The 26,701-nt window shown below is 66.0% G+C and carries 26 protein-coding genes and 1 pseudogene; 14 read left to right on the top strand and 13 right to left on the bottom strand.

The genetic code is table 11. The features are described from left to right. Window positions 1-97 precede the first annotated feature (97 nt). From msrQ to ilvC, 4 genes are all read right to left on the bottom strand, one after another. On the bottom strand, window positions 98-727 hold the full coding sequence (gene msrQ / locus DMO17_RS18220) for a protein-methionine-sulfoxide reductase heme-binding subunit MsrQ (protein WP_110683884.1): 630 nt from the start codon (window positions 725-727) through the stop codon (window positions 98-100). After that, complete coding sequence (gene msrP, locus DMO17_RS18215) at window positions 727-1,728, bottom strand: protein-methionine-sulfoxide reductase catalytic subunit MsrP (protein ID WP_110683883.1); 1,002 nt, start codon at window positions 1,726-1,728, stop codon at window positions 727-729. The genes msrQ and msrP overlap by 1 nt, the downstream gene beginning before the upstream one ends. Before the next feature lie 63 nt (window positions 1,729-1,791). After that, on the bottom strand, window positions 1,792-2,607 hold the full coding sequence (pssA, locus tag DMO17_RS18210; protein WP_110683882.1) for a CDP-diacylglycerol--serine O-phosphatidyltransferase: 816 nt from the start codon (window positions 2,605-2,607) through the stop codon (window positions 1,792-1,794). Between the two features lie 156 nt (window positions 2,608-2,763). Then, window positions 2,764-3,780: a ketol-acid reductoisomerase gene (ilvC, locus tag DMO17_RS18205; protein ID WP_110683881.1), complete on the bottom strand. Its 1,017-nt coding sequence runs from the start codon at window positions 3,778-3,780 to the stop codon at window positions 2,764-2,766. A 126-nt stretch (window positions 3,781-3,906) separates the two neighbouring features. Between ilvC and ilvY the strand changes: the two genes are divergently transcribed. Next, window positions 3,907-4,788, top strand: coding sequence for an HTH-type transcriptional activator IlvY (gene ilvY, locus DMO17_RS18200; protein ID WP_110683880.1), 882 nt, complete (start codon window positions 3,907-3,909; stop codon window positions 4,786-4,788). Window positions 4,789-4,830: 42 nt separating this feature from the next. On the opposite strand, the gene ilvN is transcribed toward ilvY, so the two are convergent. Both ilvN and DMO17_RS18190 read right to left on the bottom strand, forming a co-directional pair. Next, window positions 4,831-5,322 (bottom strand): acetolactate synthase small subunit, encoded by a 492-nt coding sequence (gene ilvN / locus DMO17_RS18195; protein ID WP_076428090.1) that lies wholly within the window; start codon window positions 5,320-5,322, stop codon window positions 4,831-4,833. Window positions 5,323-5,324: 2 nt separating this feature from the next. Continuing rightward, entirely contained in the window at window positions 5,325-7,055 is a 1,731-nt protein-coding gene (locus DMO17_RS18190) for an acetolactate synthase 3 large subunit (protein ID WP_110683897.1), read from the bottom strand. A 399-nt stretch (window positions 7,056-7,454) separates the two neighbouring features. On the opposite strand from DMO17_RS18190, the gene DMO17_RS18185 reads away from it, so the two are divergent. Continuing rightward, window positions 7,455-7,889, top strand: coding sequence for a DUF4124 domain-containing protein (locus DMO17_RS18185; RefSeq protein ID WP_110683879.1), 435 nt, complete (start codon window positions 7,455-7,457; stop codon window positions 7,887-7,889). A gap of 21 nt (window positions 7,890-7,910) precedes the next feature. Here the strand turns inward: DMO17_RS18185 and DMO17_RS18180 are convergent, their stop codons facing one another. Genes DMO17_RS18180 through mrcB form a run of 3 tightly spaced genes read right to left on the bottom strand, consistent with a single transcriptional unit; the run spans window position 7,911 to window position 11,300 of the window. Next, window positions 7,911-8,240 carry a YqcC family protein gene (locus DMO17_RS18180; protein WP_110683878.1) on the bottom strand — a complete coding sequence of 110 codons (330 nt, stop codon included), beginning with the start codon at window positions 8,238-8,240 and terminating at the stop codon, window positions 7,911-7,913. Further along, entirely contained in the window at window positions 8,240-8,959 is a 720-nt protein-coding gene (locus DMO17_RS18175; protein ID WP_110683877.1) for a tetratricopeptide repeat protein, read from the bottom strand. The genes DMO17_RS18180 and DMO17_RS18175 overlap by 1 nt, the downstream gene beginning before the upstream one ends. Window positions 8,960-8,981: 22 nt before the next feature. Then, entirely contained in the window at window positions 8,982-11,300 is a 2,319-nt protein-coding gene (gene mrcB / locus DMO17_RS18170) for a penicillin-binding protein 1B (RefSeq protein ID WP_110683876.1), read from the bottom strand. Between the two features lie 117 nt (window positions 11,301-11,417). On the opposite strand from mrcB, the gene DMO17_RS18165 reads away from it, so the two are divergent. From DMO17_RS18165 to DMO17_RS18140, 6 genes are all read left to right on the top strand, one after another. Beyond that, window positions 11,418-12,980 carry a bifunctional aminoglycoside phosphotransferase/ATP-binding protein gene (locus DMO17_RS18165; RefSeq protein ID WP_110683875.1) on the top strand — a complete coding sequence of 521 codons (1,563 nt, stop codon included), beginning with the start codon at window positions 11,418-11,420 and terminating at the stop codon, window positions 12,978-12,980. Window positions 12,981-13,036: 56 nt separating this feature from the next. Further along, a complete protein-coding gene (locus DMO17_RS18160) occupies window positions 13,037-13,381 on the top strand; it encodes a pentapeptide repeat-containing protein (RefSeq protein ID WP_110683874.1) in 345 nt (114 codons plus the stop codon). A gap of 13 nt (window positions 13,382-13,394) precedes the next feature. Beyond that, a complete protein-coding gene (locus tag DMO17_RS18155) occupies window positions 13,395-14,156 on the top strand; it encodes a class I SAM-dependent methyltransferase (RefSeq protein ID WP_258371572.1) in 762 nt (253 codons plus the stop codon). A gap of 25 nt (window positions 14,157-14,181) precedes the next feature. Further along, window positions 14,182-14,445, top strand: coding sequence for a TfoX/Sxy family protein (locus tag DMO17_RS18150; protein WP_110683873.1), 264 nt, complete (start codon window positions 14,182-14,184; stop codon window positions 14,443-14,445). A 106-nt stretch (window positions 14,446-14,551) separates the two neighbouring features. Then, entirely contained in the window at window positions 14,552-15,352 is an 801-nt protein-coding gene (locus DMO17_RS18145; protein ID WP_110683872.1) for a Crp/Fnr family transcriptional regulator, read from the top strand. Between the two features lie 309 nt (window positions 15,353-15,661). Then, window positions 15,662-16,414 carry a phytanoyl-CoA dioxygenase family protein gene (locus DMO17_RS18140; protein ID WP_110683871.1) on the top strand — a complete coding sequence of 251 codons (753 nt, stop codon included), beginning with the start codon at window positions 15,662-15,664 and terminating at the stop codon, window positions 16,412-16,414. A gap of 17 nt (window positions 16,415-16,431) precedes the next feature. Here DMO17_RS18140 and DMO17_RS18135 read toward each other — a convergent pair whose 3' ends face one another. Continuing rightward, window positions 16,432-17,436 carry a DUF481 domain-containing protein gene (locus DMO17_RS18135; RefSeq protein WP_110683895.1) on the bottom strand — a complete coding sequence of 335 codons (1,005 nt, stop codon included), beginning with the start codon at window positions 17,434-17,436 and terminating at the stop codon, window positions 16,432-16,434. A gap of 107 nt (window positions 17,437-17,543) precedes the next feature. Continuing rightward, window positions 17,544-18,542: a DUF481 domain-containing protein gene (locus DMO17_RS18130; protein WP_110683870.1), complete on the bottom strand. Its 999-nt coding sequence runs from the start codon at window positions 18,540-18,542 to the stop codon at window positions 17,544-17,546. On the opposite strand from DMO17_RS18130, the gene DMO17_RS18125 reads away from it, so the two are divergent. Beyond that, complete coding sequence (locus DMO17_RS18125) at window positions 18,541-18,927, top strand: MGMT family protein (protein WP_110683869.1); 387 nt, start codon at window positions 18,541-18,543, stop codon at window positions 18,925-18,927. The genes DMO17_RS18130 and DMO17_RS18125 overlap by 2 nt on opposite strands. A gap of 34 nt (window positions 18,928-18,961) precedes the next feature. Next, the gene (locus DMO17_RS18120) at window positions 18,962-20,569 is read left to right on the top strand and encodes an AmpG family muropeptide MFS transporter (RefSeq protein WP_110683868.1); all 1,608 of its coding nucleotides are present in this window, start codon (window positions 18,962-18,964) and stop codon (window positions 20,567-20,569) included. Window positions 20,570-20,599: 30 nt separating this feature from the next. On the opposite strand, the gene DMO17_RS18115 is transcribed toward DMO17_RS18120, so the two are convergent. Together DMO17_RS18115 and DMO17_RS18110 are read right to left on the bottom strand one after the other, a co-directional pair. Continuing rightward, window positions 20,600-21,427 (bottom strand): mechanosensitive ion channel family protein, encoded by an 828-nt coding sequence (locus DMO17_RS18115; protein ID WP_110683867.1) that lies wholly within the window; start codon window positions 21,425-21,427, stop codon window positions 20,600-20,602. 101 nt (window positions 21,428-21,528) lie between these two features. Beyond that, on the bottom strand, window positions 21,529-22,008 hold the full coding sequence (locus DMO17_RS18110) for a YajQ family cyclic di-GMP-binding protein (RefSeq protein WP_110683866.1): 480 nt from the start codon (window positions 22,006-22,008) through the stop codon (window positions 21,529-21,531). 121 nt (window positions 22,009-22,129) lie between these two features. On the opposite strand from DMO17_RS18110, the pseudogene DMO17_RS19895 reads away from it, so the two are divergent. From DMO17_RS19895 to DMO17_RS18090, 4 genes and pseudogenes are all read left to right on the top strand, one after another. Next, window positions 22,130-23,122 (top strand): annotated as a pseudogene (locus DMO17_RS19895) (GGDEF domain-containing response regulator); the annotation flags it as partial. Then, window positions 23,119-24,033: a putative 2-dehydropantoate 2-reductase gene (locus DMO17_RS18100; RefSeq protein ID WP_258371571.1), complete on the top strand. Its 915-nt coding sequence runs from the start codon at window positions 23,119-23,121 to the stop codon at window positions 24,031-24,033. The pseudogene DMO17_RS19895 and the gene DMO17_RS18100, both read left to right, overlap by 4 nt. A 46-nt stretch (window positions 24,034-24,079) precedes the next feature. Continuing rightward, complete coding sequence (locus DMO17_RS18095; protein WP_110683863.1) at window positions 24,080-26,101, top strand: sensor histidine kinase; 2,022 nt, start codon at window positions 24,080-24,082, stop codon at window positions 26,099-26,101. A gap of 1 nt (window position 26,102) precedes the next feature. Then, window positions 26,103-26,678: a cob(I)yrinic acid a,c-diamide adenosyltransferase gene (locus tag DMO17_RS18090; protein ID WP_110683862.1), complete on the top strand. Its 576-nt coding sequence runs from the start codon at window positions 26,103-26,105 to the stop codon at window positions 26,676-26,678. Window positions 26,679-26,701 lie beyond the last annotated feature (23 nt).

Genomic DNA, 26,701 nt, shown 5'->3' with positions numbered 1-26,701 from the left:
CATCCGGTCAACCTCTTTTTTCATCCAACTCTTTGATTTTCAAGGAGTTTTCCGAGAGGACTGCGCCGGAAGTGGTGCGCATTATAGGGGACCAAATTTAACCGTCAACTCCTTTCTGCAAAGATTTCGTCATTTTTTCCCGAAGAGCCGGCAAAGCGCCTGCCAGCCATGGCAGGCGCAACGACAGAAGCCCCATGCCAGCGGCGGCATAGAGTAGCCATTCGCCAATATCGGAGCGCACCACCCAGAGCATGTGCAGCAGCGCCAAGCCCAGAATGGGATAGACCAGCCTGTGCAGCTGGCGCCAGCGCATGCCTAAACGGCGCTGACTATAACGATTGGAGGTGAGTGCCAGCACCAGCAAGCCCAGGAAAGCTAGCAGACCGACGATGACGTAAGGACGCTCGGTGACATCCGCAACCAAACGGTCGAAACGCATGCCCAAGATGAACAGCAGGTAGCCACATAGGTGCAACACTATATAGAAGAAGCACCACAACCCCAGCTGACGCCTCACCGCCAGCCAGCCTCCCCAGCCGGTAAGCCTGCGCAGCGGCGTCATGCTCAGGGTCAGCAACAGGAGCACCAGCCCACCCTGCCCCAGATTATCCACCAGAACCTTACCCGGATCGGGCCCGGTCAACTGCATCAGCCCCTGATAGAGCCAGAACAGCGGAAACGACAGCGCCGTGACGAACAGCAGCACGCGCCAGAGCGGATAGGTCATCAGTAGTTCTTCCGCAGGTCCAGGCCGCTATAGAGGCCGGCTACTTCATCGTAACCATTGAACAGCCGAGTCGGGATCACATTGGGACTGAACAAGCTGTTCGGCAGGCGACGTTCGGTCGCCTGGCTCCAGCGCGGGTGATCCACTGCGGGATTCACATTGGCGTAGAAGCCATACTCATCCGGCGCCAGACTCTCCCAGGTGGGTCGCGGCTGCTCGGCGACCAGGCTGATGCGCACGATCGACTTGATACTCTTGAAGCCATACTTCCAGGGCACCACCAGACGCAGCGGCGCGCCATTCTGGTTGGGCAGCACGCGCCCATAGAGACCGACCGCCATGATGGTCAACGGATGCATGGCCTCATCCAGGCGCAACCCCTCGACATAGGGCCAGTCGATCAGCGAAAAGCCCGAGCGCACCCCAGCCATCTGTTCCGGAGCGACCTTGGTTTCGAAGCGGACATACCTGGCATTGCCGGTCGGCTCGGCACGCTTGAGCAACTCGGCCAGGGGAAAACCGAGCCAGGGAATGACCATGGACCAGGCCTCGACGCAGCGCAGACGGTAGATACGCTCCTCCAGACGATGGGGCTGCACCAATTGCTCCAGCGAAACCGGACCGGGCTTGGCCACCTCGCCGTCGATCATCACCGACCAGGGCTCGACTTCCAGCTTGCCGGCATAGCGGGCCGGGTCGCCCTTGTTGGTGCCAAACTCGTAGAAGTTGTTGTAGCGGGTAACATCGGTGTAGGGCGTCAGCGCCTCCTCGCCTGCCGTCACGGCCTGCCAGCGCACATCCGGCAGCTTCTCGGTGAACCAGGCGGGCATAGGACCGCTTTCCACATCCACATAGCGCCCGGTTTGCGCATGCGTGGGCAAGACGCCCATGGCAAGAGCGCCACCGGCGGCAGCCATGAAACGGCGACGGGAAAGGTAGATGGCTTCGGGGGTGATTTCGCATTCGCGCGCGGCGGACGCGGGAGGGGACTTGATGAGCATGGAAGGCTCCACGGCCTGGACGACTGATGCGCCAATAGACCGCGGAGCCGCGAGGAAATTACATCACTCGGCCACTTTGCGCCGGCGCAGTTGCAACAAATATTGCACGGGACCGGAGGCCGCGTAGGCGAGGAAGATCAGCAGCAGGATGCGCGGCGGGTCGCTGAACACCACGGCGAACACCAGCACCACGATGAGGATGGCAACGAAGGGCACGCGCCCCTTGAGATCCAGGTCCTTGAAGCTGTGGTACTTGATGTTGCTGACCATCAGGCAGCCGGCGGCAGCCACCAGCAGGGCGACCACGAAGGCCATGTTCGAGCCCTTGATGCCGAAGTCGCTGAAGGCCCACACGGTGCCGGCCACCACGGCGGCCGCGGCCGGGCTGGCCAGACCAATGAAGTAGCGCTTGTCGGCCTTGCCGACCATGGTGTTGAAGCGCGCCAGGCGCAGGGCCGCACCGGCCACATAGATGAAGGCGACCATCCAGCCGACCTTGCCCAGGCTGCCCAGCGCCCACTCGAAGGCGACCAGCGCCGGGGCGACGCCGAAGGCAACCATGTCCGACAGCGAGTCGTATTCGGCGCCGAAGGCACTCTGCGTATTGGTCAGGCGTGCGACGCGGCCGTCGAGGCCGTCGAGCACCATGGCGACGAAGATGGCGATGGCGGCATGGTCGAACTGGCCACTCATGCCATTGATGATGGCGTAGAAGCCGGAGAACAGCGCCGCCGTGGTAAACAGGTTGGGCAGCAGGTAAATGCCACGGTGGCGGACCTTACGGCCCTCGGCGTCCTGGCCTTCCTCCACGTGCTCATCGATGGGCAACAGGCTCTCCGGTTCGGGAGCTTTGCCGGAATCCTCGGGACGTTCGTTCATGAACAACACCTTGCAGCGATTGGATGGGACTTCGACCGACGTCGCCGACACAGGTTCGTCGGCGCCACGGTTAGACGAGTGGGCTTTATACCAGAAGCCCGACCGGGCATAAAAAAACGCGGCCTAAGCCGCGTTCTTTGTGAACATCGACCGGCCTTAGTTCTTGGCCTTGTCGACGATCTTGTTGGCGGCGATCCACGGCATCATGGCGCGCAGCTTCTCACCGACCACTTCGATGCCATGGACGGCATTGTTGCGGCGGTAGGCGGTCATGGACGGGTAGTTGGCCGCACCTTCGGTGATGAACATCTTGGCGTACTCGCCGTTCTGAATGCGCTTCAGGGCGTTGCGCATGGCGGCGCGGGACTCGGCGTTGATCACTTCCGGGCCGGTCACGTACTCGCCGTACTCGGCGTTGTTGGAGATCGAGTAGTTCATGTTGGCGATGCCGCCTTCGAACATCAGGTCGACGATCAGCTTCAGCTCGTGCAGGCACTCGAAGTAGGCCATTTCCGGAGCGTAGCCGGCTTCGACCAGGGTATCGAAACCGGCCTTGACCAGCTCCACGCAACCGCCGCAGAGAACAGCCTGCTCGCCGAACAGGTCGGTCTCGGTCTCGTCCTTGAAGGTGGTCTCGATGATGCCGGTACGACCGCCGCCGACGCCGCAGGCGTAGGACAGGGCGACGTTCTTGGCGTTGCCGGAAGCATCCTGGTAGACAGCGATCAGGTCAGGGATGCCGCCGCCACGGACGAACTCGGAGCGCACGGTGTGGCCCGGTGCCTTCGGCGCGATCATGATCACGTCGAGGTCGGCACGCGGTACGACCTGGTTGTAGTGGATGGAGAAGCCGTGGGAGAAGGCCAGGGTGGCGCCCTTCTTGATGTTCGGCTCGATCTCTTCCTTGTACAGGCGGCCCTGGAACTCGTCCGGGGTCAGGATCATGACCAGGTCGGCATTGGCGACGGCGGTGGCCACGTCGGTGACCTTCAGGCCGTGGGCCTCGGCCTTGGCGACGGTAGCGGAGCCCTTGCGCAGACCGATGGTGACGTCGACGCCGGAGTCCTTCAGGTTGCACGCCTGGGCGTGGCCCTGGGAGCCGTAGCCGATCACGGCGACTTTCTTGCCCTGGATGATGGAGAGGTCGCAGTCTTTGTCGTAATAAACTTTCATGGTCTTGGCTCTTCTGAAACGTGTGGGGTGAGGTGCATAGCACCGCTACGGAGGCACCTTAAGCGATCCTCTCCATTGCGTAAAATGATATATTTGCAATACAACGTGCCGATATATGAAACAAATATGGACAGCCACGCCCTCAGGCTTTTTCTTTCTTTGGCAGACAACCTGCACTTCGGCAAAACCAGCCGCGAACAGCATGTCAGCCCCTCGGCTCTCAGCCGCAGCATCAAGCAGCTCGAAGACGAACTCGGCGCCCCGCTGTTCCTGCGCGACAACCGCTCGGTGCGCCTGACCCGCGAAGGCCAGCAGTTTCGCCAGTACGCCCAGGAAGTCATGAACGGCTGGCAGGCCATCCGCCAGACGTTCAAGCAGGACCAACAGGTCCTGCACGGCGAACTCTCCCTGTACTGCTCCGTCACGGCCAGCTACAGCTTCCTGTACGACATCCTCAGCAGCTTCCGGCAGAACTACCCGCGCATCGAGATGAAGCTGCACACCGGTGACCCGGCCAAGGCCGTCGAACGTGTACAGCAGGAACTGGAGGACCTCGCCATCGGCGCGCGCCCGGACAGCCTGCCAGCCGACGTCGCGTTCCAGCCCATCGCCCGCTCCGAGCTGCGCTTTATCGGCCCGCAATCGCCTCAACTGCTGAACGAAGAGCAGCTCAGGCAGCCCAGCGCCGAAAGCTGGAAGGACGTGCCGCTGATCCTCTCGGAAGAGGGCCTGGCGCGCACGCGCACCGACCGCTGGCTGAAGAGCCACAACATCAAGCCGCGCATCTATGCCCAGGTCAGCGGCAACGAGGCCATCGTCAGCATGGTGAGCCTGGGGTTCGGCATCGGCGTGGTGCCGCAGATCGTGTTGGACAACAGCCCGCTGACCGCGCGCATCCGCCTCTACGATATCCAGCCGCCGCTGACCGCCTATGACATCGGCCTGTTCGCCCTGCACAGGCGTCTCAAGGACCCGCTGATCGCCGCCTTCTGGAATCGCCAGCCATAAAAAAGCCCCGCACCAGGCGGGGCTTGTTCTGCAACACGGCGATCAGATGCTCAGCACCTTGTCGCCACGCGCGATACCAGTCACACCGCTACGCACCGTCTCCAGGATCGACGCAGTGCCGATGGCCTGGATGAAGCTGTCCAGCTTGTCGCTGGTACCGGCCAGCTGGATGGTGTAGACGCTGCTGGTCACGTCGACGATCTGCCCGCGGAAGATGTCAGTGGTGCGCTTGACCTCGGCGCGCTGGGCGCCGGTGGCCTTGACCTTCACCAGCATCAGTTCGCGCTCGATATGTGCGCTCTCCGACAGATTCACCAGCTTGACCACTTCGATCAGCTTGTTGAGGTTCTTGGTGATCTGCTCGATCACGTCGTCGTGACCGACAGTGGTCAGCGTCAGACGCGACAGGGTCGGGTCCTCGGTCGGCGCCACGGTCAGGCTTTCGATGTTGTAGTTGCGCTGGGAGAACAGGCCGACCACGCGCGACAGGGCGCCAGGCTCGTTTTCCAGCAACAGGGAGATGATATGGCGCATGGTCAGGTCCGCTCCGTCTTGCTCAGCCACATGTCACGCATGGCACCTTCGCGAATCTGCATCGGGTACACGTGCTCGCTGGTATCCACGGCGATGTCGAGGAACACCAGACGGTTCTTCATGGCGAAGGCCTCTTCCATCTTCGGCTTGAGATCCTTCAGGTCGGTGATGCGCATGCCCACGTGACCATAGGACTCGGCCAGCTTGACGAAGTCCGGCAGCGATTCCATGTAGGAGTGCGAGTAACGGCTGTTGTACTGCATGTCCTGCCACTGGCGGACCATGCCGAGGGCACCGTTGTTCAGGTTGATGATCTTCACCGGCAGGTCGTACTGCAGGCAGGTCGACAGCTCCTGGATGTTCATCTGGATGCTGCCCTCACCGGTGACGCAGGCCACGTCATCGTCCGGGAAGTTCAGCTTGACGCCCATCGCCGCCGGCAGGCCGAAGCCCATGGTGCCCAGGCCACCGGAGTTGATCCAGCGATTGGGCTTGTTGAAGCGGTAGTACTGCGCCGCGAACATCTGGTGCTGGCCGACGTCGGAGCTGACGAAGGCGTCGCCCTTGGTGACTTCCCACAGGGTTTCGATGACGGTCTGCGGCTTGATGATGCTGCCGTCGCCCTCGTTGTAGGGGAACAGACGACCCTCGCCGCGCCACTCGTCGATCTGCTTCCACCAGCTGGCGACGGTGTCCTTGTTCGGGGTCTCGCCCATTTCCTTGAGGATGGCGACCATCTCGGTCAGCACGCTGTCGACCGGGCCGACGATCGGGATATCGGCCTTGACGGTCTTGGAGATCGAGGCCGGGTCGATGTCGATGTGGATGACCTTGGCATTCGGGCAGAACTTGGCCGCCGTCTCACCGTTGATCACGCGGTCATCGAAGCGCGCGCCGACGGCCAGGATCACGTCGGAGTGGTGCATGGCCAGGTTGGCGGTGTAGCTGCCGTGCATGCCGAGCATGCCGACGAACTGGCGATCGCTGCCCGGGAAGGCGCCGAGGCCCATCAGGGTATTGGTCACCGGCAGGTTGAGCAGCTTGGCCAGCTCGGTGAGCTGCGCCGAGGCGTTGCCCATGATCACGCCGCCACCGGAATAGAGGATCGGACGCTTGGCGGCGAGAATCATCTCCACGGCCTTGCGGATCTGCCCGGAGTGACCACGAGTCGCCGGATTGTAGGAGCGCAGCTTGGCCTTCTTCGGGTAGCTGTACTCGTACTTCTCGGCCGGGTTGGTCATGTCCTTGGGAATATCCACGACCACCGGGCCCGGGCGGCCGGACTGGGCGATGTAGAACGCCTTCTTCATCACTTCGGGGATTTCCGAAGGATGCTTGATGATGAAGCTGTGCTTCACGATGGGGCGCGAGATGCCGACCATGTCGGTTTCCTGGAAGGCATCGGTACCCACCATGCGGCTCGGCACCTGGCCGGACAGCACCACCATCGGAATGGAATCCATGTAGGCGGTGGCAATGCCGGTAATGGCATTGGTCGCCCCCGGGCCGGACGTCACCAGCACCACACCGGCCTTGCCGGTGGCGCGAGCGTAGCCGTCGGCCATGTGAGTGGCAGCCTGCTCGTGACGAACCAGGATATGCGTCACTTCCGGTTCTTTGAACAGGGCATCGTAGATGTGCAGGAGGGCACCGCCCGGGTACCCATAGATGTACTTAACGCCTTCGTCGCGCAGCGAGCGGACGACCATTTCAGCGCCGGATAAAAGCTCCACGTTGTTCACCTCTAGAACGCCAGATCACCACCCGACAACGAGTGGTCCTTTGAGTAGGTCTTACCGGTCAGCGGACAGGCGCGACTGTGGTCGCGAATAGTGCAGGGGTCTGCCTGACGAGTAGCGGAACGGCCCAATCTTGCGGAGCCTTTCCTTCCCAGCGCGAGGTAACGCGTTGCGGGTGTAACGGGGGTCGGCACGGGTAGCGCCTTTTTCCACTGAGCTGGGGGACGCTTGCGGCGGACCCCACTACAGCAGGAAGGCCCGATTGTTCGGATTACTGAACGCCAAGTCAAGCCATCCGCCCCAGTTTCTGGCTTGTGACGCGGAGCAGGATGAAGATTCAGCAGTTTTGGTTATAGTAACCGGCAGGTTTTGCCGCCGATAAAAGGAAATGACATGCGTCGCATGATTCTCGCGTGCAGTGTACTGCTCGCCCTGAGCACCGGAGCTACGGCCGGGCAGATTTACAAGTGGGTGGATGCCCAGGGCAATGTCCACTTCGGCTCACAGCCGCCGGAGGGTCAGCAGGCCGCCGAGGTCAACCCGAATATCACCCAGCCCAAGCTCAGCAGCGAGAAGAAGCCGCAGGCCGCAGCACCGGCTGAGGATAGCGAGCAGGAAAGCATCGACGCCAAGGTCAAGGAAGATGTGGCCAAGCAGGAAGCCGAGCGCAAGAAATACTGCGAGACCGTGCGCACCAACCTGTCCCAGCTGCAGAACAATCCGCGCGTGCGCGTCGAGGAAAAAGGTGAAGTGCGCCGCCTGACCGAGGAAGAGCGCCAGGCCCGCATCGCCGAAACCGAGAAGGCGATCGCCGAGAACTGCAAATAAGATCCCGGCGCCGGGGCGCTCTTAGTGAGCGCCCCCGATCAGCCGGTCGAACTCGCCCAGCGCCACCAGCAGCGCCTTCGCGTCACCTTCCCGCCCGCGAAAACTCTCCTCCGCCATCGGCAGAATGCCGGAAGCCGCAGGCAACGGAGCGCTCGACTCCAGAATGCTGCGCATCCTCGGCAGGAACACCCACTGCAACCAGGCCTCGAAGGCCAGGGTATCGACGCAGAAGGGTTGCTGGCTGGCCAGCGCCGCTTCCGACGGGGCTTCGGCCTGCCACCAGCCCAGCATGCGCAACTCGCGCTCGATCAACAGCAACTGATCGGCCAACGCCGGCACCCGCTTATCCATCAGAGACTGACCCGCGCCCGCTCACGGGCCTGCGCGGCACCGGCCGGGTCGCCCTGGCGCTCGCGGGCCTGGGCGATCAGGCCCCACAGCCCGGCCTGCAGGGCCGGCCGGCCACTGGCATAGGTCAGGCCGCGACGGGCGAGCTGCTCCGCCTGCGCGGCGTCACCCTGGGCCAGGCGCACCTCGGCCAGGCGGTAGAGCACCTGCGGCTCGCGCGGGGCGATGCGCTGAGCGCGCTCCAGGCTGGAAGCGGCGCCATTCAGATCGCCGCCGCCCTGCTGTTGCTGGGCGGTGGTGAGCAGCGCCAGCACCGGGCCGTCCAGCTGCTCGTCGGCGGCCAGAGCGCCACCGGAGGGAATGCCACTTGGCATGCTGGGGGCTACGGGCGGCTGATAGCCTCCGGTGGCCGGCAGGGGCGCGCTGCTCAGCGGCGCCGCCTCATAGGTAGCCGGAGTGGCACTGCTGCCATCCGGATAGGTCTGCAAGGGCGCGGAAGACACACCGCCCGGCACCATCACCACTACGCCGGAATCCTGCGGCAGGCTCTGCGCCTGCGCCTGCGCCGGCGTCGGCTGCACCGCCGAGGCAGCGTAGGCGCCCTGCTCATCCTCGATCAGGCGACCGCTGGCATCCACCACGGGAATCGAACCCCTGGGCACACTGGCACAGCCCGACAACACGGTCATCGCCACTGCAACGCACATCCACCACTTAGCCATTTACTTCCTCACTCGAGCGGATTCAATTGAGCCAACCGCGCACCCAGTCCATCACGTTGTCCGCCGGCGCGTCGAGCATGCCGCAGGGTTGCCCCGGCTCCGGCTCGCTGCCACGGATGTAGGGAATCTGCACCGCATTCGGGCAGCCCGCTGCCGAACCCTGACCGCTGTAGGCGTCCACCCAGGCTGGCGTGACATTGTCCGGCATCGGCATGTCCAACGGCAGCGGATCGGCCTTCTTCATGAAACCTGTCCACAACTGCAGGGCTCCGGTGGCGCCGGTCAGCGGCGTCTTGCCGTTGTCGTCACGCCCCATCCACACCACGGCCAGCAGATCCTGGCTGAAGCCGGCGAACCAGCTGTCGCGCGAGTCGTTGCTGGTACCGGTCTTGCCGGCCAGGGTCAGGCTGGCCGGCAGCTGGCTGTAGACCGAGCGCCCGGTGCCTTCGCGCATCACCCGCTGCATGGCGTTCTGCACCAGGTAGATGGCCCCCGGATCGAAACGCTGCTGAATCTGGAAGGGGTAGCGCTTGAGCGGCTCACCATCGGCGGCCAGCACGCTGCGAATACCGCGCAGTGGCGTGTTGAAGCCGCCGTTGGCCAGGGTCTGATACATGGTCGCCACTTCCAGCGGGCTCAGCGCACCAGCCCCCAGCAGCATCGACGGATAGGCTGGCCACTCGCGCTCGACACCGAGGCGCTCAAGGGTTTTGAGCACATTGGGCACGCCCAGTTCCAGGCCGAGCTTGGCGGTCGACAGGTTGTAGGAGTTGGCCAGCCCCTGATACAGGTAGATGGTGCCGTGGGCTTTGCGGTCATAGTTCTGCGGGCGCCAGACCTGGCCGTCCTGGCCCTTGATGGAGAACGGCGTGTCCTCCAGCCAGCTGGTCAGGGTGTACTGGCTGGGCCGCTCCAGGGCGGTAAGGTAGACGGCCGGCTTGATCAGAGAGCCGATCGGCCGGTTGGCGTCCAGCGCCCGGTTGAAGCCGGCGAAGCGCGGCTGGCGACTGCCGAGCAGGGCCTGAACTTCACCGGTTTCCGGATTGGTCACGACCATGGCCGCCTCGACTTCGTCCAGCCCCTGGCGTCCGGACAGGCGCTTGAAGGTCTCGGACAGCGCCGACTCGGCCTTGAGCTGCAGGATCGGGTCGAAGCTGGTGAAGATGCGCAGGCCTTCTTCGGTCAGGTCCTCCTCGCGGTAATCCTCGCGCAGCTGGCGCTTGACCAGATCGAGGAAGGCCGGGAAGGAGCTGTCGGCCAGGCTGCCGCGCTTGGTCACGCCCAGCGGCTTGCGCTTGGCCGCCTCGGCCACCTCGACGGTCACCACCCCCTGCTGCGCCAGCAGGTCGAGCACCAGGTTGCGCCGCTCCAGCGCGCGCTCGGGGTTGCGGCGCGGGTTGTAGTAGGTCGGCCCCTTGACCATGCCGACCAGCAGCGCCACCTGTTCCAGTTTGAGCTCGCCCAGCGGCTGGCCGAAGAAGTACTGGCTGGCCAGGCCGAAACCGTGCACGGCACGCTGGCCGTCCTGACCGAGGAACACCTCATTGAGGTAGGCCTCGAGGATTTCCTGCTTGTCGTAGTGCAGCTCCAGCAGCACCGCCATCATGGCCTCGGTGAGCTTGCGACTGAGGCTGCGCTCGCTGCTCAGGTAGAAATTCTTCACCAGCTGCTGGGTCAGGGTACTGCCGCCCTGGCGCAGCTGGCCGGCGCTGGCGTTGATCCACACGGCGCGGGCGATGCCCTTGGGCGACACGCCGAAATGGTTGAAGAACTCGCGGTCCTCGACCGCCACCAGGGTCTCGACCAGATAGGGCGGCACCTGATCCAGCTTGATCAGGATGCGGTCCTCGTGGTGCGCCGGGTACAGGCCGCCGATCAGCAGCGGCTCCAGGCGCGCCACGGCGAGGTTGGCGCCGCTGCCCTGGGTCAGGCCGGCCACGTAGTCGCCGGAGAACTTCACCCGCACCCGCTGCGCCGGCTCGTTGCCTTCGTAGAACTGGAAGCCGCGGGTGTGCAGGTCGACCAGGTTGCCGTTCACCGCCGCCGCGCCCGGGCCGTTGGCCGCGCCTTCGCGGCGATAGCCGAGGGCATCCAGCTCGGTGAGGAAGTCCTGCTTGCTCAGCTTCTGGCCGACGAACAGCTCCAGCGGCCGGGCGTAGACCTTGGCCGGCACCGTCCAGCGCTTGCCGGAGAATTTTTCCTGCACCACGGCATCCAGGTACACGGCGAACGCGGCCAGCAGCACCAGGCCGACCAGCGACAGCTTGAACAGCCAGCCCAGCCAGGAACGGCCGGCGGCGCGGCGCTTGGCGCCTTTGCGGGGGGTACGGGAACGAGTCATGGCGCGGCATTATACGCACTTTGCGTGGCCCCAACAGGCGCGCCCCGGCGGTTTGCAGAGTGCCTCACAGCGGCCATAATGCGGCCTCTCATCGATACCGAAACGCAAGGAAACACCGTGAGCCAAGCCCTGATTGCCGCCCTGCAGAACCCGGCCCTCTACCCCCACCCGGTGGAAGGATTCCAGGTGATCGAGACGCACATCTCCTGGGTGCTGCTCACCGGCCCCTTCGCCTACAAGATCAAGAAGCCGGTCAACTTCGGCTTCCTCGACTTCACCGCCCTGGAACAGCGCCGGCACTTCTGCGGCGAGGAGCTGCGCCTCAACCAGCGCCTGACCGAAGGCCTGTACCTCGAGGTGCTGCCGATCACCGGCAGCGAGGACGCACCGCAACTGGGCGGCGACGGCGCCGCCATCGAATACGTGCTGAAGATGCGCCAGTTCCCGCAGAGCCAGCTGCTCAGCGCCGTGCAGGCGCGCGGTGAGCTGACCCCGGCGCACATCGACGCCCTGGCCCGGCAGATCGCCGACTTCCACGCGCGCACCCCGGCCGTGCCGGGCGCGCACCCGCTGTGCTCGGCGCAGGCCATAGTCGCACCGATGCGGCAGAACTTCGAACAGATCCGCCCATTCCTCAGCGACGCCGCCGACCTGCGCCAGCTCGAAGCCCTGGAGGCCTGGACCGAGGCCAACATCACCCGCCTGGAGCCGCTGCTGACCCAGCGCGCGGCGGGTGGTTCGATCCGCGAGTGCCACGGCGACCTGCACCTGGGCAACGCCACCCTGCTGGACGGCCAGGTGGTGCTGTTCGACTGCATCGAGTTCAACGAGCCGTTCCGCCTGATCGACATCGCCTCGGATGCCGCCTTCCTCGCCATGGACCTGGAAGACCGTGGTCTCAAGGCGCTGTCGCGGCGCTTCGTCAGCGCCTGGCTGGAATACAGCGGCGACTATGCGGCACTGGAACTGCTCAACTTCTACAAGGCCTATCGCGCGCTGGTCCGCGCCAAGGTCGCGCTGTTCAGCCTGGCGCACCAGAGCGACGCCGTGCAGAAGGCCGCCACCCTGCGCCAGTACCGCAACTACGCCAACCTGGCGGAAAGCTACAGCGCCATCCCGACGCCCTTCCTGGCCATCACCAGCGGCGTCTCCGCCGTCGGCAAGAGCCAGGTGGCCCTGCGCCTGGTCGAGGCCCTGGGCGCCATCCGCCTGCGCTCGGACGTCGAGCGCAAGCGCCTGTTCGGCGAGCAGCCGGACGCGGCCAGGGGCAGCCTGAACGGCGGCATCTACAGCGCCGAAGCCAGCGCCGCCACCTACCAGCGCCTGCACCAGCTGGCAGAGAACGCACTGCATGCCGGCTTCCCGGTGGTGCTGGACGCCGCCTACCTCAAGCATGAGCAGCGCGCCGCCGCCTGGCAGGTCGCCGAGCACAACGGCGCGCCCTTCCTGATCCTCGACTGCCAGGCCCCGCAGGAAGTGATCGCCGCCTGGCTGCAGCAGCGCCAGGCCGAGGGCAGCGACCCGTCCGACGCCACCCTGGAAGTGATCCAGGCCCAGCAGGCCAGCCGCGACCCGCTGAGCGCCGACGAGCTGGCCCACAGCCGCCGCGTCGACACCCACCAGGCGGCCAGCCTGGATGGTCTGATCGAGAGCATCCGCCAGCGTCTGCCAGGCCTCTGAGCGCGGCCCGGCGGGGCTGCTCTATACTGCCGGCAGGCCCTGAACGGAGGCATGCCATGAGCCAACCCCGCCAGCTGGACAATCCGCTGTACCGCCTGCTGCGTGACGAGAAAGTCGCCGAGTTCAACCGGCACAAACCCAAGGACGGCCTGATCGACCTGCGCGGCGGCGACTTCCGCGGCCTCGACCTGCGCCTGCTGGACGCCAGCCACATCGACTTCGCCGACGCCTACTTCCGTGGTGCCGACCTGCGCGGCCTGGACCTGCGCGAGGCCAACCTCGAAGGCGCCAGCATCGCCCACGCGCAGATCTCCGGCGCCTACTTCCCCGCGGCGCTGGCCCCCGAGGAAATCCTCCTGTCCATGCAGTTCGGCACCCGCATGCGCTATCGCCCCAGCTGACCCGCGAGCATCCATGAGCGAAATCACCCGCCTGTTCGGCAACCGCGCCGATGCCTACGCCAGCTTTCGCCCGCAATACCCCGAGGCCCTGTTCGACTGGCTGGCCGCCAATAGCCCGGGGCGCGAACGGGCGCTGGACATCGCCTGCGGCAACGGCCAGGCCAGCCGCCCGCTGCTCGGGCGCTTCCAGCAGGTACTGGCCTGCGACGGCAGCCCGGAGCAGTTGCGCGCGGCCCCCGACCTCGCCGGCATCGGCTGTTTCGCCGCCGATGCCGGCGCCCAGCCGCTGAGTGCTGCCAGCCTCGACCTGATCGTGGTAGCCCAGGCCCTGCACTGGTTCGCCACTCCCGAGTTCTTCGCCGAGACGCGTCGCCTGCTGCGCCCCGGCGGACTGTTCTGCGCCTGGTGCTACAGCCTGCTGCGCATCGACGACGCGCTGGACGCGCTGCTCGACGACTTCTACTGGAACACCCTGGGTGGCTACTGGCCCGCCGGCCGCGCCAGTGTCGATGCCGGCTACCGTGATATCCAGCCGCCCTTCTCACGCATCAGCGTGCCGGCCTTCGCCATCGAACTGGAGTGGAACCTGGCACAGCTGGAAGGCTATCTGGGCACCTGGTCGGCGGTGCAGAAGCTGCAGCAGGCCAGCGGCCGCGACCCGCTGCTGGAACTGCAGCCCAAGCTGCGACAGGTCTGGGGCGACGGGCAGCAGAAGCGTTTTGTGCGCTGGCCGCTACACTTTCTCGCAGGCTTTCCGAATCCACCTCATCCGTGACTGCGCAGCACTGCCAGGAGGCGCAATGAACGATGAACTGCAACACCTGAAGAACCTGGGCAAGACTTCGGCGCAGTGGCTGCATGCAGTGGGCATCCACAGCGCCAACGACCTGCGCCGGCTGGGCGCCGTCGACGCCTACCGGGCCGTGCGTGCACGCGGCTTTCGCGCCTCCAAGGTGCTGCTCTACGCGATCGAGGGCGCCCTGCTGGACGTGCACTGGAACGAATTGCCGCCAAGCCTCAAGGCGAGGCTGAACGGCCAGCTGAACGAGAGCAACAAGAGCTAGCTCACAACCTCCGAGCGGCGGCATTTACCTGTATCGAGCCGCCCCCTATTGTTGCCGCTACCCGCGTGCCTTATCGTCAGCCCAGCCAGTTCAAGGAATTACCGTCATGTATCTACTCGGGGAGCAACCGGCCTACGCCGACCAGCTGATCCAACGCCTGCAGAGCATTCCCGCACAATTGCTCGACGGGCTGCAGCCCAGCGGTGCCCCCCTGCGTCTGGAACAGGTCGACGACCTGGCCAAGATACTGCCCGGCAACCAGCTGTACATCATCGAGAACGGCCTGCTGCACGCCCAGGTCGACGAGCGCCCGCTGTTCTATCTGCAGGAAGGCGACCTGGTCGGCCTGCGCCAGGGCATCGACCTGCCGAGCTGCCGCTACAGCAGCGAAGAGCAACTGACCCTGGTGCCCTATGCCCGCAGCGATGTGTTCAAGCACATCTATGGTAGCGAGCAGCGCCAGGAGCTGTTCATCCAGTACCTGATCGGCCACACCGCCCTGCTCTCCGATGCCCTGGCCCGCCTCAAGCAGCCGGAAATCCGCCCGGCCACCGGCTTCCAGCACTTCGCCGCCGGCGAGGAGCTGATCCACCAGGGTGACGACGCCGACCATGTGTTCGTGATCATCGAGGGTCACGCCGAAGCCTGGGTCGACGGCCAGAAGGTCGGCGACGTACAGAAGGACGAGATCTTCGGCGCCATGGCCGTGTTCACCCGCGAGAAGCGCAGCGCCACGGTGATCGCCAGCGAGCCGTGCACCGTGATGGTGATCCCCAAGGACCAGTTCCTCAGCCTGATGCAGAGCAACCCGCGCATCGCCCACAGCCTGATCGAAAGCATGGCCCGGCGCATCGACCTGATGAACAAGGAAGTGACCCAGCTGCGCGCCCAGCTGCAGCCGGCCTGACGGCGATAGCCTGTGACCAGACCCCGGCCCAGGCCGGGGTTTTGTTTTCCGGCGTTCTGCCAACCAGTCGAAAATAATTCTCATCCAGGCATTGACGCAAAAATGAGAATTGTTATTATTACCGCAACTGGTCGCGAGATCAGCCGATAAGCTCAAGGGGCCACAGCAGTCGGACTCTTCAGATTATCTCCTCATCAGGCTAATCACGGTTATTGACCCGGCACTTTGCCGGGTCTTTTTTTGCCCGCGATTTCTCAAGTTCGCCCTGGCATGCCAGCATGATCATGGGTGGGTTGCCGGAGCACGGGCGTGGACAAGTCCAGCACAGGACAGCTGCAGGCACTGCACGATCAGGGCTTCGCCCTGCTGCCCGGCGTCGTGGATGCCGGTCGGGTCGCCGCGCTGCGCGCGGCCATCGACGAGCTGCGGCCACAGCACTGGGACTACAGCGGCCTGGTCGACCACTACAAGTGCGTATTCAACCGCGATCCCCTGTGGCTGCCCTATCTCGACCTACCGGGGGTGATCGAGCTGGCAGAGGCGGCGCTCGGCGCCGACTGCCATGTGATAGGGCAGACGGCCTGGCGCTGCCACCCCGGCTTCATCGGTGCCGGCCTGCACCTCGACTACCTGTTGATGGAGCTGCCGCAAACCCTGCTGGAAGATCCCGCCTTCCGCCTGCCGATGCAGATCTGCACGGCGCAGCTGTACCTCAGCGACATCGACGAGGAGCTCTGCCCGACCCTGGTGATCCCCGGCAGCCACCGCGCCGGACGCCCGCCACGCGCAGGTGAGCGCTGCTGGCGCGGGCGCCCGGCACAACCCGTACTGTGCCGGGCCGGCGATGTGCTGTTCCTGCGCAGCGAGCTGTGGCACGCCGGCAGCCGCAACCGCACAGCGGACCGCAGTCGCTACCTGCTGCAGATCCACTATGGCCGGCGCATGGTGGCGCAGAAGTTTTCGCCCTACCTGACCTGGCGCTTCGATCCGGCGGTGCTGGCCGCCTGTACGCCGCGCCAGCGGCGGCTACTGGGCGAGCATGCCGAGGCCGAATACGACTGAGGCTCGCGGCGCGCCCCTTACCAGCCCACGCCCAGACCGATCAGATAGCGCCGTTCGTTGGTATCGCCGTACTGGCTGGCCACCTTGTCCCACTCGGTCTTCAGGCTCAGGGCCGCCCAGCTGTTGAGCTTGTAGCGCAGGCCGGCCTCGGCATCGATGATGTAGTCGACCTCATCGACGAAGGGCGCACCCAGCTCGCCCTGGGTGTAGAGCTCCAGGGTCTTGCCGCTCAGGTAGCGGCGGTAGTCCCACTCCATGGCCGCCGAGTTGAAGTGCTCGCTGCTGCCGTCGGCGAACACGAAGTCGTTGCGGTTTAGCAGCCCGGCCATGGAGAAGGCGCCGAGCTGGTCGTCCCAGAACTGGTAGCCGGGGCCGGTACCAAAGGTGCGCTGGGTCTCCAGCTCCTCGATGCGGTCGTGGCTGTACTTGAGCTGGCCCTGCCAGAAGAACTTCTCGCCGAGGAAGCGATCGAGGTCGTAGCTCAGCTCCACCCGGTCGGTCTTGCGCTGGTCGTCCTTGGTCTCATGGTCGTACTCGGCGGCGATGCCGTGCCGCCAGGCGCCATGCCGGGCCTTGGTGTCGAGGTCGATGTCATAGTCCTTGATGTCGTTCTCGGCACGCTTGTAGTCGGCGGAGAAATCCAGGCTGCCGCTCCAGGTCAGGTCCTGCACCAGTGGCTTGGGCGGCAGCATCTGGCTGATCGCGGCCAGATCGACCACTTTCGGCGCGGAGCCATTGACCAGCTCGACCTGCCCCGGCCCGGCCGGTTTCAGCGACTTGGCGCGCTCACCGACGAAGTCGCCGTGCTTGACCAGCAGCTCCCGGTCGCTCTCCAGGGTAGCGATCTTGTGTACATCCAGGGTGATGTTGCCGGCGTACTCGGTCTTCAGCAGCAGCTTGCCGCCGTCGAACAGCTGGATGGTGCCGCTGAGCTTGTCACCGTTCTTCAGCCAGACAGTATCGGCCAGCGCAGGAGCGGACAGGGTGGCGAGGACAAGGGCAAGCAGGGTACGAGAGGGCATCATGGGCACGGACAGGGCTTGGCTGGAAAAAGGCGCGCATTATCCGCATGCGCACCGTCTGAGCAAGCACAGACCGCGCAAAGCCACTTCAAGTTCAGCCTGGACCACTACCAGCCGACCCCGAAACCGATCAGGTAGTGGCGATCGGAGAAGGTGTTGCCCAGACCACGCAACTGGTTCAACTCATACAACAGGGACAGCCGCGCCCAGTCGTTGAGGCGATAGCGCAGGCCCGCCTCGCCGTCGAACACGTAGTCGATCTCGCTGACCCGGGGCACCTGCACCTCCGCGGTGGTGTAGAACTCCAGACGAGTGCCCCAGAGCAGGCGCTTGTAGTCCCACTCCAGCGACCAGCTGTCGAAACTGCGATCACCCAGAACGCTATACAGCTCGATGCGATTGAACTGCGTGATCAGGTCGAGGCGGCCCAGCTCGTTGTCCCAGAAGCGATAGCCCGGCCCGCTGCCGTAGATGCGCTGGCGGTTGATCTGTTCGAACTGGTCCTCGCTCTGCTCGTAGCCGACGCGCCAGAACCAGTGCTGGGTGAGGAAGCGGTCGAGGTCATACTCCAGCTCCCAGTTGTCCTCGGTCTTCTCGCCGTTCTCCTTCTCGTGTTCCAGCTCGCCGCGCAGCACGTGGCGCCAGCGCCCATGCTCGACGCGGGTGTTGCCCTTGAGCTTCCACTCGTCGGTGCGATCCTGGTTGCGCTCCATGTCCAGCTTGGCATCCAGGTTGCCTTCCCAGATGCGATCCTCGAGCAGCGGGCGCGGCGGAACCAGGCGCTCGATGCTGGCCAGCGCCACCGTCTCGCTGCGGCCATCGACTATCCGTACCAGGCCCGGGCCGGCCGCCTGCAACTCGCGGGCGCTCTCACTGTCCAGACCATTACGACGCAGCATCAGGGGTTTGTCGGTGGCCAGGGTATCGATATCCTTCCAGTCGATCAGCACCCGCCCGGCATATTTGGTCTTCAGCGCCAGCTTGCCGCCATCGAGCAGCAGGATCTCGCCACTCAGGCGGTCGCCGTTATTCAGCCACACGGTGTCGGCCCGCGCCGGCAGGGCCAGGCTCAGCAGCAACAGGGACAGCAGGACGCGCAACGACATGGCCAGAACACCGCGCAAAGACGATGCAGCAGAACATGCACCAGCCCTGGAGCCCACGGCAAGCGCCGAAGGGCGGCGGGCAGCACTGTACCTGGTGCTGGCGGCCATCCCCGCGGGCAAGGTGATCAGCTATGGCGAGCTGGCCGCCCTGGCCGGCCTCGGGCGCGCCGCGCGCTGGGTGGGGCGCACCCTCAGCCAGCTGCCGGACGACACCCGCCTGCCCTGGCACCGCGTGCTCGGCGCCGGCGGCCGCCTCAGCCTGGCGGCCGGCACCCCCTCCGGCGACGAGCAGCGTGCACGCCTGCGCGCCGAAGGCCTGAGCATCCGCAACGAGCGGGTCGACATGCGCCGCCACGGCTGGCGCCCGATGGAGGCAAAGGGTTAGAGTGCGCCCTTTGCCCGAACTCCCGACCAGCCCCATGCCCCGTAGAACCTGGCGCGCCGCCCTCGCCACCTATGCCCACCCGGCCGCCCTGGCCCTGTTGCTGCTGGGCTTCGCCGCCGGCCTGCCGTACATGCTGGTGTTTTCCACCCTTTCGGTGTGGCTGCGCGAGGCCGGCGTGGCGCACCAGACCATCGGTTACGCCAGCCTGATCGGCCTGGCCTACGCGTTCAAATGGGTGTGGGCACCGATGCTCGACCAGTGGCGCCTGCCGCTGCTTGGCCGCCTCGGCCGGCGCCGCTCCTGGCTGGTGCTGTCGCAGGGACTGGTGGCCCTGGGCCTGATCGGCATGGCCCTGTGCGACCCGCAGCAGCATCTGTCCTGGCTGATCGGCGTGGCGGTGGTGGTGGCCTTCGCCTCGGCCACCCAGGACATCGCGGTGGACGCCTACCGCCTGGAGATCGTCGACGACACCCGCCAGGCCGCCCTGGCCGCCAGCTACATGGCCGGCTACCGGGTCGCCGCCCTGCTGGCCACCGCCGGCGCCCTGTACTTCGCCGGCTGGTTCGGCGACCCCGGCGCCGGCTACCAGCACGGGGCCTGGGCCAGCACCTACCTGCTGTTCGCCCTGCTGATGCTGCCGGGCCTGGTCACCACCCTGTGGATGCGCGAGCCGCCGGTGCCGCTGCAGACGCAGATGGCGGCGGCGCGCTACGGCCTGTACCGCCAGCTGGCCTCAGTGTTGGTGCTGATCGTGCTGCTGGTGTCGGTGCCGGCCATGTTCACCCAGTTCTTCCGCAGCGACATCGTCCTGCTGTTCAGCGGCGACATCGGCCTGGGCGAGCTGCTGCGCGAGGACCGCGCCACCCTGCGTTTCCTGCTCTACACCATCCTCACCGCCGTGTGCCTGTCGCGCATGGGCCGCCGCGGCCTGGCGCCGGTGCTGACGCCGGTCAACGACTTCATCCTGCGCTACCGCTGGCAGGCGCTGCTGCTGCTCGGGCTGATCGCCACCTATCGCATGTCCGACACGGTGATGGGGGTGATGGCCAATGTCTTCTACATCGACATGGGCTTCGCCAAGAGCCAGATCGCCAGCGTCAGCAAGCTGTTCGGCCTGGTCATGACCCTGCTCGGCGCCGCCCTCGGCGGCCTGCTGATCGTGCGCTTCGGCATCCTGCCGATCCTGCTGCTGGGCGGCGCCGCCTCGGCCGGCACCAACCTGCTGTTCGCCACCCTCTCCGGCCTCGGCGCGGTGGCCGAGCCGGCGCGCTACGCCGAACAGACGGTCAGCCAGCTACTGCAGGTGCTGGACCCGCACATGCTGATGCTGGTGCTCACCATCACCCTCGACAACCTCAGCTCCGGCCTGGCCACCGCCGCCTTCGTCGCCTACCTGTCGAGCCTGACCAACCTGAAGTTCTCCGCCACCCAGTACGCCCTGCTCAGCTCCATCATGCTGCTGCTGCCGCGCCTGGTCGGCGGCTATTCGGGAGTCATGGTGGAGAAGGCCGGCTATGCCCAGTTCTTCCTCGCCACCGCCCTGCTCGGCATCCCCACCCTGCTGCTGATCCTCCTGCAGTGGGGACGCGAACACCGCGAACGCAGCAACGGCGTGCCGCCGGAGGGCGCAGCGCAGAAATGAACGAGGCCGGCACCAGCCGGCCTCTGCGTTTCACTGCTGGATCAGGTGCACCACCCGCTGCGGAAAGGGGATGCCGATGCCCACGCGCTCCAGGCGCTCCTTGGCCTGCTCGATGAACTCGAAGCTGACCGGCCAGTAATCCGCCGTGGCCACCCAGACACGCAGGGACAGCGCCACCGCGTTGTCGCCCAGGCCGGTCACCACCACCTGCGGGGCCGCCGGCTCCTGGCGCACGCGCGGGTCGCGGGCGATCTCCAGCAACACCTCGCGAGCCTGGCGGATGTCACTGGCGTAATCGATGCCGAGGTTGATATCCACCCGCCGCACGGCCTCGCGCGAGTAGTTGACGATGTTGCCGTTGGACAGGCTGCCGTTGGGCACCACCACCACCTTGTTGTCGGCGGTCTTCAGCGTGGTGTGGAAGATCTGGATGCTGTCGACGCTGCCGGACACGCCCTGCGCCTCGATCCAGTCGCCGATGCGGAACGGCCGGAACAGCAGGATCAGCACGCCGCCGGCGAAGTTGCCCAGGCTGCCCTGCAGGGCCAGGCCGATAGCCAGGCCGGCGGCACCGATGGCGGCGACGAAGGAGGCCGTGGAGACACCGACCATGGACGCTACGCTGACCAGCAGCAGCACCTTGAGCAGGATATTGCTCAGGCTGCCGATGAAACTGGTCAGCGCCCGATCCACCTTGCGCCCGCCCATCAGGCGCTGCAGACGCAGGCTCAGGCGGTTGATCAGCCACCAGCCCAGGGCCAGGGTCAGCAGGGCCAGGGCCAGCTTGCCGCCATACTCCAGCAGCACGGGCCACCAGCTCTCGGACAATCGGGTCAGCTGCTCGAATTCGATCTGCATGGTTTCCCTCCTCTTTTCGGACTGCAGAAACGACACCGCCATGGCGAACCATGGCGGCGAAGGGTGTGAGCATGGGACGGCGCAGCAGCGCCCGGGTTCCCTCAGTCGCGGAAGTTGTTGTACTGCAGCGGCATGCCCAGGTCCTGGCCGCGCAGCAGGGCGATGGCCTCCTGCAGGTCGTCGCGCTTCTTGCCGGTGATGCGCACCTGCTCGCCCTGAATGGCGGCCTGCACCTTGAGCTTGGCATCCTTGATCAGGGCGACGATCTTCTTCGCCAGCTCCTTGTCGATGCCCTCGCGGAAGGTCACTTCCTGCTTCATCACCTTGCCGGAGGCGTAGGCGTCCTTGGTCTCCATGCACTGGCAGTCGATCTTGCGTTTGATCAGGCTGCTGCGCACTATGTCGAGCATCTGCTCGAGCATGAATTCGGCCTCGGCGGTCAGGGTGAGGGTCTTGTCCTTGCTTTCGATGCTGCACTTGCCGCGCAGATCGAAACGGCGGTCGAGTTCCTTGATGGCGTTGTCGACCGCGTTGGTCAGTTCGTGCTTGTCCAGTTCCGACACCACGTCGAACGAAGGCATGGCTTTGCTCCTGATGGACGGCGCGATCGCCCTCACGGACCGAGCGCGCCTGACTTGACGATAAAAATGGCGCGCCCATTATAACCAGACTGATACACGCCGTTCGGCCCTGCTGCGGCGCCCCCATCTCTTCCAGCGAGCACCCTCAATGCCCAACCCCCATCTCAGCATCCTGGTGGTGGACGATGCCAAGTTCTCCAGTGCCATGATCGGCCGCGCCCTGAGCCAGGCCGGTTACCAGGATGTGCGCTTCGCCAGCAGCGCCGCCGAAGCCCTGCGCCTGCTGGAAAAACGCCCCGCCAGCGTGCTGCTGGCCGACTGGCTGATGCCGGAGATGGACGGCCTGGAGCTGACCGGACGGGTGCGCCAGCTGGACGAGACGGCCGAGCACTACACCTACGTGATCCTGCTCACCGGCAAGGAGGGCGAGAACGTGCTGGTGGAGGCCTTCGACCGCGGCGTCGACGACTTCATCAGCAAGGCTGCGATGAACGAGCAACTGGTGCCGCGCGTGTACGCCGCCGACCGCCTGTGCAATACCCTGCAGCGCCTGCTCAACGAAAACCGCATGCTCACGCAGAACATCGCCAGCCTGGAGCAGCGCAACCTGGTCGACCCGCTGACCGGCCTGGGCAACCCGCGCTACCTGCAGCAGAAGCTGCAGGACAGCCTGCGCCAGGTGGAGTCGCGCGGCGGCGCCGTGTGCTACCTGCTGATCGGCCTGCAGGAGGGCGAGGCGCTGCGCCGCCAGTATGGCAACGGCTTCTGGAACGAGGTGCTGCACGGCGTGGCGCGGCGCCTGCAGCAGCTGGTGAGGCCGCTGGACGTGTTGACCCGGGTCGACGACACCCACTTCGGCATGATCGCCCTGCTCGATGACCTGCAGGAGTGCTCGCCGAGCAGCTTCAAGCGCCTGCACGAAGGCCTCAACCTCAAGGCCTTCAAGACCAGCGAAGGCTTCATCAGCCTCAAGGCCGGCATCGCCTTGGTCGGCCTGGACGCCAAGGCCCTGCCGATCGATCCCCAGCAACTGCTCGCCGAAGCCAGCCGCCTGCTGCCAGACTCCTACGCCAGCGGCCGGGTCGGCGCGGTGCGCCTGCCGTTGCAGAAGTGAACGGCTGGCACATCCTCGGCGCCGGCAGTCTGGGCAGCCTGTGGGCCACCCGCCTGGCTCGCGCCGGCCTGCCGGTACGCCTGATCCTGCGCGACCAGGCCGCACTGACCCGCTACCGCGCCGCCGGTGGCCTGACCCTGATCGAAGACGGCCAGGCCAGTCTGCACCCCATCACAGCGGAAACCCCGCACAGCGACATGCCCATCCGCCGCCTGCTGCTGGCCTGCAAGGCCTATGACGCCGAGGAAGCCGCCGCCAGCCTGGCACCACGCCTGGCTCCCGGCGCCGAACTGATCCTCCTGCAGAACGGCCTGGGCAGCCAGGAAGCAGTGGCCGCGCGCCTACCACGGGTACGCTGCATCTTCGCCTCCAGCACCGAGGGCGCCTTTCGCGAGGACGCCTTCCGCGTGGTGTTCGCCGGCCGCGGCCACACCTGGCTGGGCGTACCGGGCCAGCCGCAGGCCCCGGCCTGGCTGGAGGAGCTGCACGGCGCCGGCATTCCCCACCAGTGGACGGCACAGATTCTCGAAAAGCTCTGGCGCAAGCTGGCGCTGAACTGCGCGATCAATCCCCTGACCGTGCTGCACGACTGCCGCAACGGCGGCCTGCGCGACTGGCCGCAGGAGGTCGCCGGGCTCTGCGCCGAGCTGGCCGAGCTGCTGCGCGCCGCCGGCCAGCATGCGGCCGCCGTGGGCCTGCACGACGAGGTGCTGCGGGTGATCGACGGCACCGCCGCCAACTACTCCTCCATGTATCAGGACGTGGCCCACGGCCGCCGCACCGAGATCGCCTACCTGCTCGGCCATGCCTGCCAGGAGGCCGAGCGCCTGCACCTGCCCGTGCCGCAGCTGCAAACGCTGCTGCAGCGCCTGCGCGCGCACCTGCACGCCCGCGGATTGCCCCTGACCTGATCGGGCGCTACCCTGCCCCCTCCGCCCTGCATTGGAAGCCGCGCCCTTGACACGCCTGCGCCAGCGCCTCGACAACCTGCCGGTCGGCCGCAAGCTGCTCGCCGCCCTGCTGGTGCTGCTGGCCACGGTGATGCTGGTGGCCAACCTGACCTTCATCAGCGCGGCCTACTGGATCTCCCAGGAAAGCGTCGCCCCGCAGGCCCTGCACACCCTCGGCCGGCTGATCGCCAGTCCTGAGCTGAGTGGCCCGGCGCTGTCCTCGCCGGAGTCCGCGCGCACCCTGCTGGCACGCCTCGACCAGTACGCGCCACTGCGCGCCGCCGCCCTCTATGACGGCCAGGGCAACCGCCTGGCCGAACTGCAGCTGGGCCAGCCCCTGCAGCTGCCATCTCGCAGCGACGAGCTGGAGCACTGGCGCCAGGGCGAGTTCCGCGCCACCCAGGTGATCGACCTGCCGCAGCCGGGCAAGGCTCCGGGGCGCCTGCTGCTGGTGGCCTCCAGCGAATTGCCCGGCGCCTTCTACACCGGCACCGTGACCGCCAGCGCGATCATCCTAGTGTTCAGCGTGCTGCTCTGGACCCTGATCGCCCGGCAGGTGCGCCGCCTGATCACCCGGCCGATCCGCAAGCTGGAGGAGCTGTCGCGCCAGGTCACCCGCGAGGAGAACTACTCGCTGCGCGCCGCCCGCGGGAACCAGGACGAGATCGGCAGCCTGGCCGACGCCTTCAACACCATGCTCAGCCGCATGGAGGCCCGCGAACAGCAGCTCAAGCGCGCCCGCGACGACGCCGAAAGCGCCTTCGCCCAGGCGCAGAGCCTGGCCGAGGAGACCCGCCACTCCAACCGCAAGCTGGAGCTGGAAGTGCAGGTGCGCAGCAAGATCGAGAAGAAGCTCACCGGTTTCCAGAACTACCTGAACAACATCATCGACTCCATGCCCTCGGCGCTGATCGCCCTCGACGACCAGCTCTACGTCACCCAGTGGAACCAGGAGGCCAGCGCCCTCTCCGGCACGCCGCTGGACGAGGCGCTGAACCAGCCGGTGTTCCTCGCCTTCCCCTCGCTCAAGCCCTTCCTGCCGCAGCTCAAGCGCACCGCCGAGCGGCACAAGGTGGAGAAGATCGAGCGGGTCACCTGGCAGCGCGGCGAGGAACCGCACCACTACGACCTGACCTTCTACCCGCTGATGGGGGCCGGCGGCCGCGGCGTGGTGATCCGCATCGACGACATCACCCAGCGTCTGTCACTGGAGGAGATGATGGTGCAGTCGGAGAAGATGCTCTCGGTCGGCGGCCTGGCCGCCGGCATGGCACACGAGATCAACAATCCGCTGGGCGCCATCCTGCACAACGTGCAGAACATCCGCCGGCGCCTGTCGCCGGAGCTGGTGAAGAACCAGGAACAGGCCGTGGAAGTCGGCATCGCCCTGGACGATGTCACCGCCTACCTGCAGGCCCGCGAGATCCCCCAGCTGCTCGACGGCATACAGCAGGCCGGCTCGCGCGCCGCCAAGATCGTCAGCCACATGCTCGCCTTCAGCCGCCGCAGCAACCGCCAGCTGCTGCCCTGCGACCTGCCGGCGCTGATCGACCAGGCCGTGGAGATCGCCGGCAACGACTTCGACCTGACCGAGAGCTTCGACTTCAAGGCGATCGCCATCGAGCGCGACTTCGACCCGCAGCTGGGGCCGGTGCCGGCCACCGCCAACGAGCTGGAGCAGGTGATCCTCAACCTGCTGAAGAACGCCGCCCAGGCCATCCACCAGCGCGACGACGAGGACGAGCCGGGGCGCATCGTCCTGCGCACCCGGATCAGTCCACCCTGGGCGGAAATCCAGGTGGAGGACAACGGCATCGGCATGCCCGAGGCCGTGCGCAAGCGCATCTTCGAGCCCTTCTTCACCACCAAGGAAGTCGGCCAGGGCACCGGCCTGGGCCTGTCCGTGTCGTACTTCATCGTCACCAACAACCACAAGGGCCAGATGGAAGTGCATTCCACCCAGGGTCAGGGCACCTGCTTCACCCTGCGCCTGCCGCTGGCCCCCGCAAACGAAGGCATGAGTCACTGAGATGGGTTACCGACTGAGCAAGATCTACACGAAGACCGGCGACAAGGGCGAGACCGGCCTGGCCGACGGCCGCCGGGTGGGCAAGGACCACCCGCGGGTGGAGGCCATGGGCGAGCTGGACAACCTCAACAGCCAACTCGGCCTGCTGCTGGCGGACCTCGCCGAGCAGCAGAGCCACTGGCCGGGACTGAGGGAAATCGGCGAGGTCCTGGCGCCCTGCCAGCACCGCCTGTTCGACCTCGGTGGCGAGCTGGCCATGCCCGACTACCAGGCCCTGCAGGAAGACGAGGTGCAACGCCTGGAAGAGGCCATCGACCGCTGGAACGAGGAGCTCGGCCCACTGGAGAATTTCATCCTCCCCGGCGGTTCGCGCCTAATCGCCCAGGCCCATGTCTGCCGCAGCCTGGCACGCACCGCCGAGCGCCGCTGCCAGCACCTCAACGCAGTGGAGCCGCTACGCCCGGTGGGCATGGCCTACGTCAATCGCCTGTCCGACCTGTTGTTCGTCGCCGCCCGGCTGATCGCCCGCCGCACGCAGGTCGGCGAAGTGCTCTGGCAGGCGGCGCAGAAGCCGTAGGGTGGAAAACGACCGCAGGTCTT

The organism is Aquipseudomonas alcaligenes, assembly GCF_003205495.1.
GTDB classification, from domain to species: Bacteria; Pseudomonadota; Gammaproteobacteria; order Pseudomonadales; family Pseudomonadaceae; genus Aquipseudomonas; species Aquipseudomonas alcaligenes_B.
Note: the sequence above shows the minus strand (reverse complement) of the source record. Positions and strands in the feature narration are given on the sequence as shown.

Bases quoted from the DNA above. Each gene is read 5' to 3' on its own strand.
- msrQ (WP_110683884.1), bottom strand. From the start codon at position 727: ATGACCTATCCGCTCTGGCGCGTGCTGCTGTTCGTCACGGCGCTGTCG.
- msrP (WP_110683883.1), bottom strand. From the start codon at position 1,728: ATGCTCATCAAGTCCCCTCCCGCGTCCGCCGCGCGCGAATGCGAAATC.
- pssA (WP_110683882.1), bottom strand. From the start codon at position 2,607: ATGAACGAACGTCCCGAGGATTCCGGCAAAGCTCCCGAACCGGAGAGC.
- ilvC (WP_110683881.1), bottom strand. From the start codon at position 3,780: ATGAAAGTTTATTACGACAAAGACTGCGACCTCTCCATCATCCAGGGC.
- ilvY (WP_110683880.1), top strand. From the start codon at position 3,907: ATGGACAGCCACGCCCTCAGGCTTTTTCTTTCTTTGGCAGACAACCTG.
- ilvN (WP_076428090.1), bottom strand. From the start codon at position 5,322: ATGCGCCATATCATCTCCCTGTTGCTGGAAAACGAGCCTGGCGCCCTG.
- DMO17_RS18185 (WP_110683879.1), top strand. From the start codon at position 7,455: ATGCGTCGCATGATTCTCGCGTGCAGTGTACTGCTCGCCCTGAGCACC.
- DMO17_RS18180 (WP_110683878.1), bottom strand. From the start codon at position 8,240: ATGGATAAGCGGGTGCCGGCGTTGGCCGATCAGTTGCTGTTGATCGAG.
- DMO17_RS18175 (WP_110683877.1), bottom strand. From the start codon at position 8,959: ATGGCTAAGTGGTGGATGTGCGTTGCAGTGGCGATGACCGTGTTGTCG.
- mrcB (WP_110683876.1), bottom strand. From the start codon at position 11,300: ATGACTCGTTCCCGTACCCCCCGCAAAGGCGCCAAGCGCCGCGCCGCC.
- DMO17_RS18160 (WP_110683874.1), top strand. From the start codon at position 13,037: ATGAGCCAACCCCGCCAGCTGGACAATCCGCTGTACCGCCTGCTGCGT.
- DMO17_RS18155 (WP_258371572.1), top strand. From the start codon at position 13,395: ATGAGCGAAATCACCCGCCTGTTCGGCAACCGCGCCGATGCCTACGCC.
- DMO17_RS18150 (WP_110683873.1), top strand. From the start codon at position 14,182: ATGAACGATGAACTGCAACACCTGAAGAACCTGGGCAAGACTTCGGCG.
- DMO17_RS18145 (WP_110683872.1), top strand. From the start codon at position 14,552: ATGTATCTACTCGGGGAGCAACCGGCCTACGCCGACCAGCTGATCCAA.
- DMO17_RS18135 (WP_110683895.1), bottom strand. From the start codon at position 17,436: ATGCCCTCTCGTACCCTGCTTGCCCTTGTCCTCGCCACCCTGTCCGCT.
- DMO17_RS18125 (WP_110683869.1), top strand. From the start codon at position 18,541: ATGGCCAGAACACCGCGCAAAGACGATGCAGCAGAACATGCACCAGCC.
- DMO17_RS18130 (WP_110683870.1), bottom strand. From the start codon at position 18,542: ATGTCGTTGCGCGTCCTGCTGTCCCTGTTGCTGCTGAGCCTGGCCCTG.
- DMO17_RS18120 (WP_110683868.1), top strand. From the start codon at position 18,962: ATGCCCCGTAGAACCTGGCGCGCCGCCCTCGCCACCTATGCCCACCCG.
- DMO17_RS18115 (WP_110683867.1), bottom strand. From the start codon at position 21,427: ATGCAGATCGAATTCGAGCAGCTGACCCGATTGTCCGAGAGCTGGTGG.
- DMO17_RS18110 (WP_110683866.1), bottom strand. From the start codon at position 22,008: ATGCCTTCGTTCGACGTGGTGTCGGAACTGGACAAGCACGAACTGACC.
- DMO17_RS18090 (WP_110683862.1), top strand. From the start codon at position 26,103: ATGGGTTACCGACTGAGCAAGATCTACACGAAGACCGGCGACAAGGGC.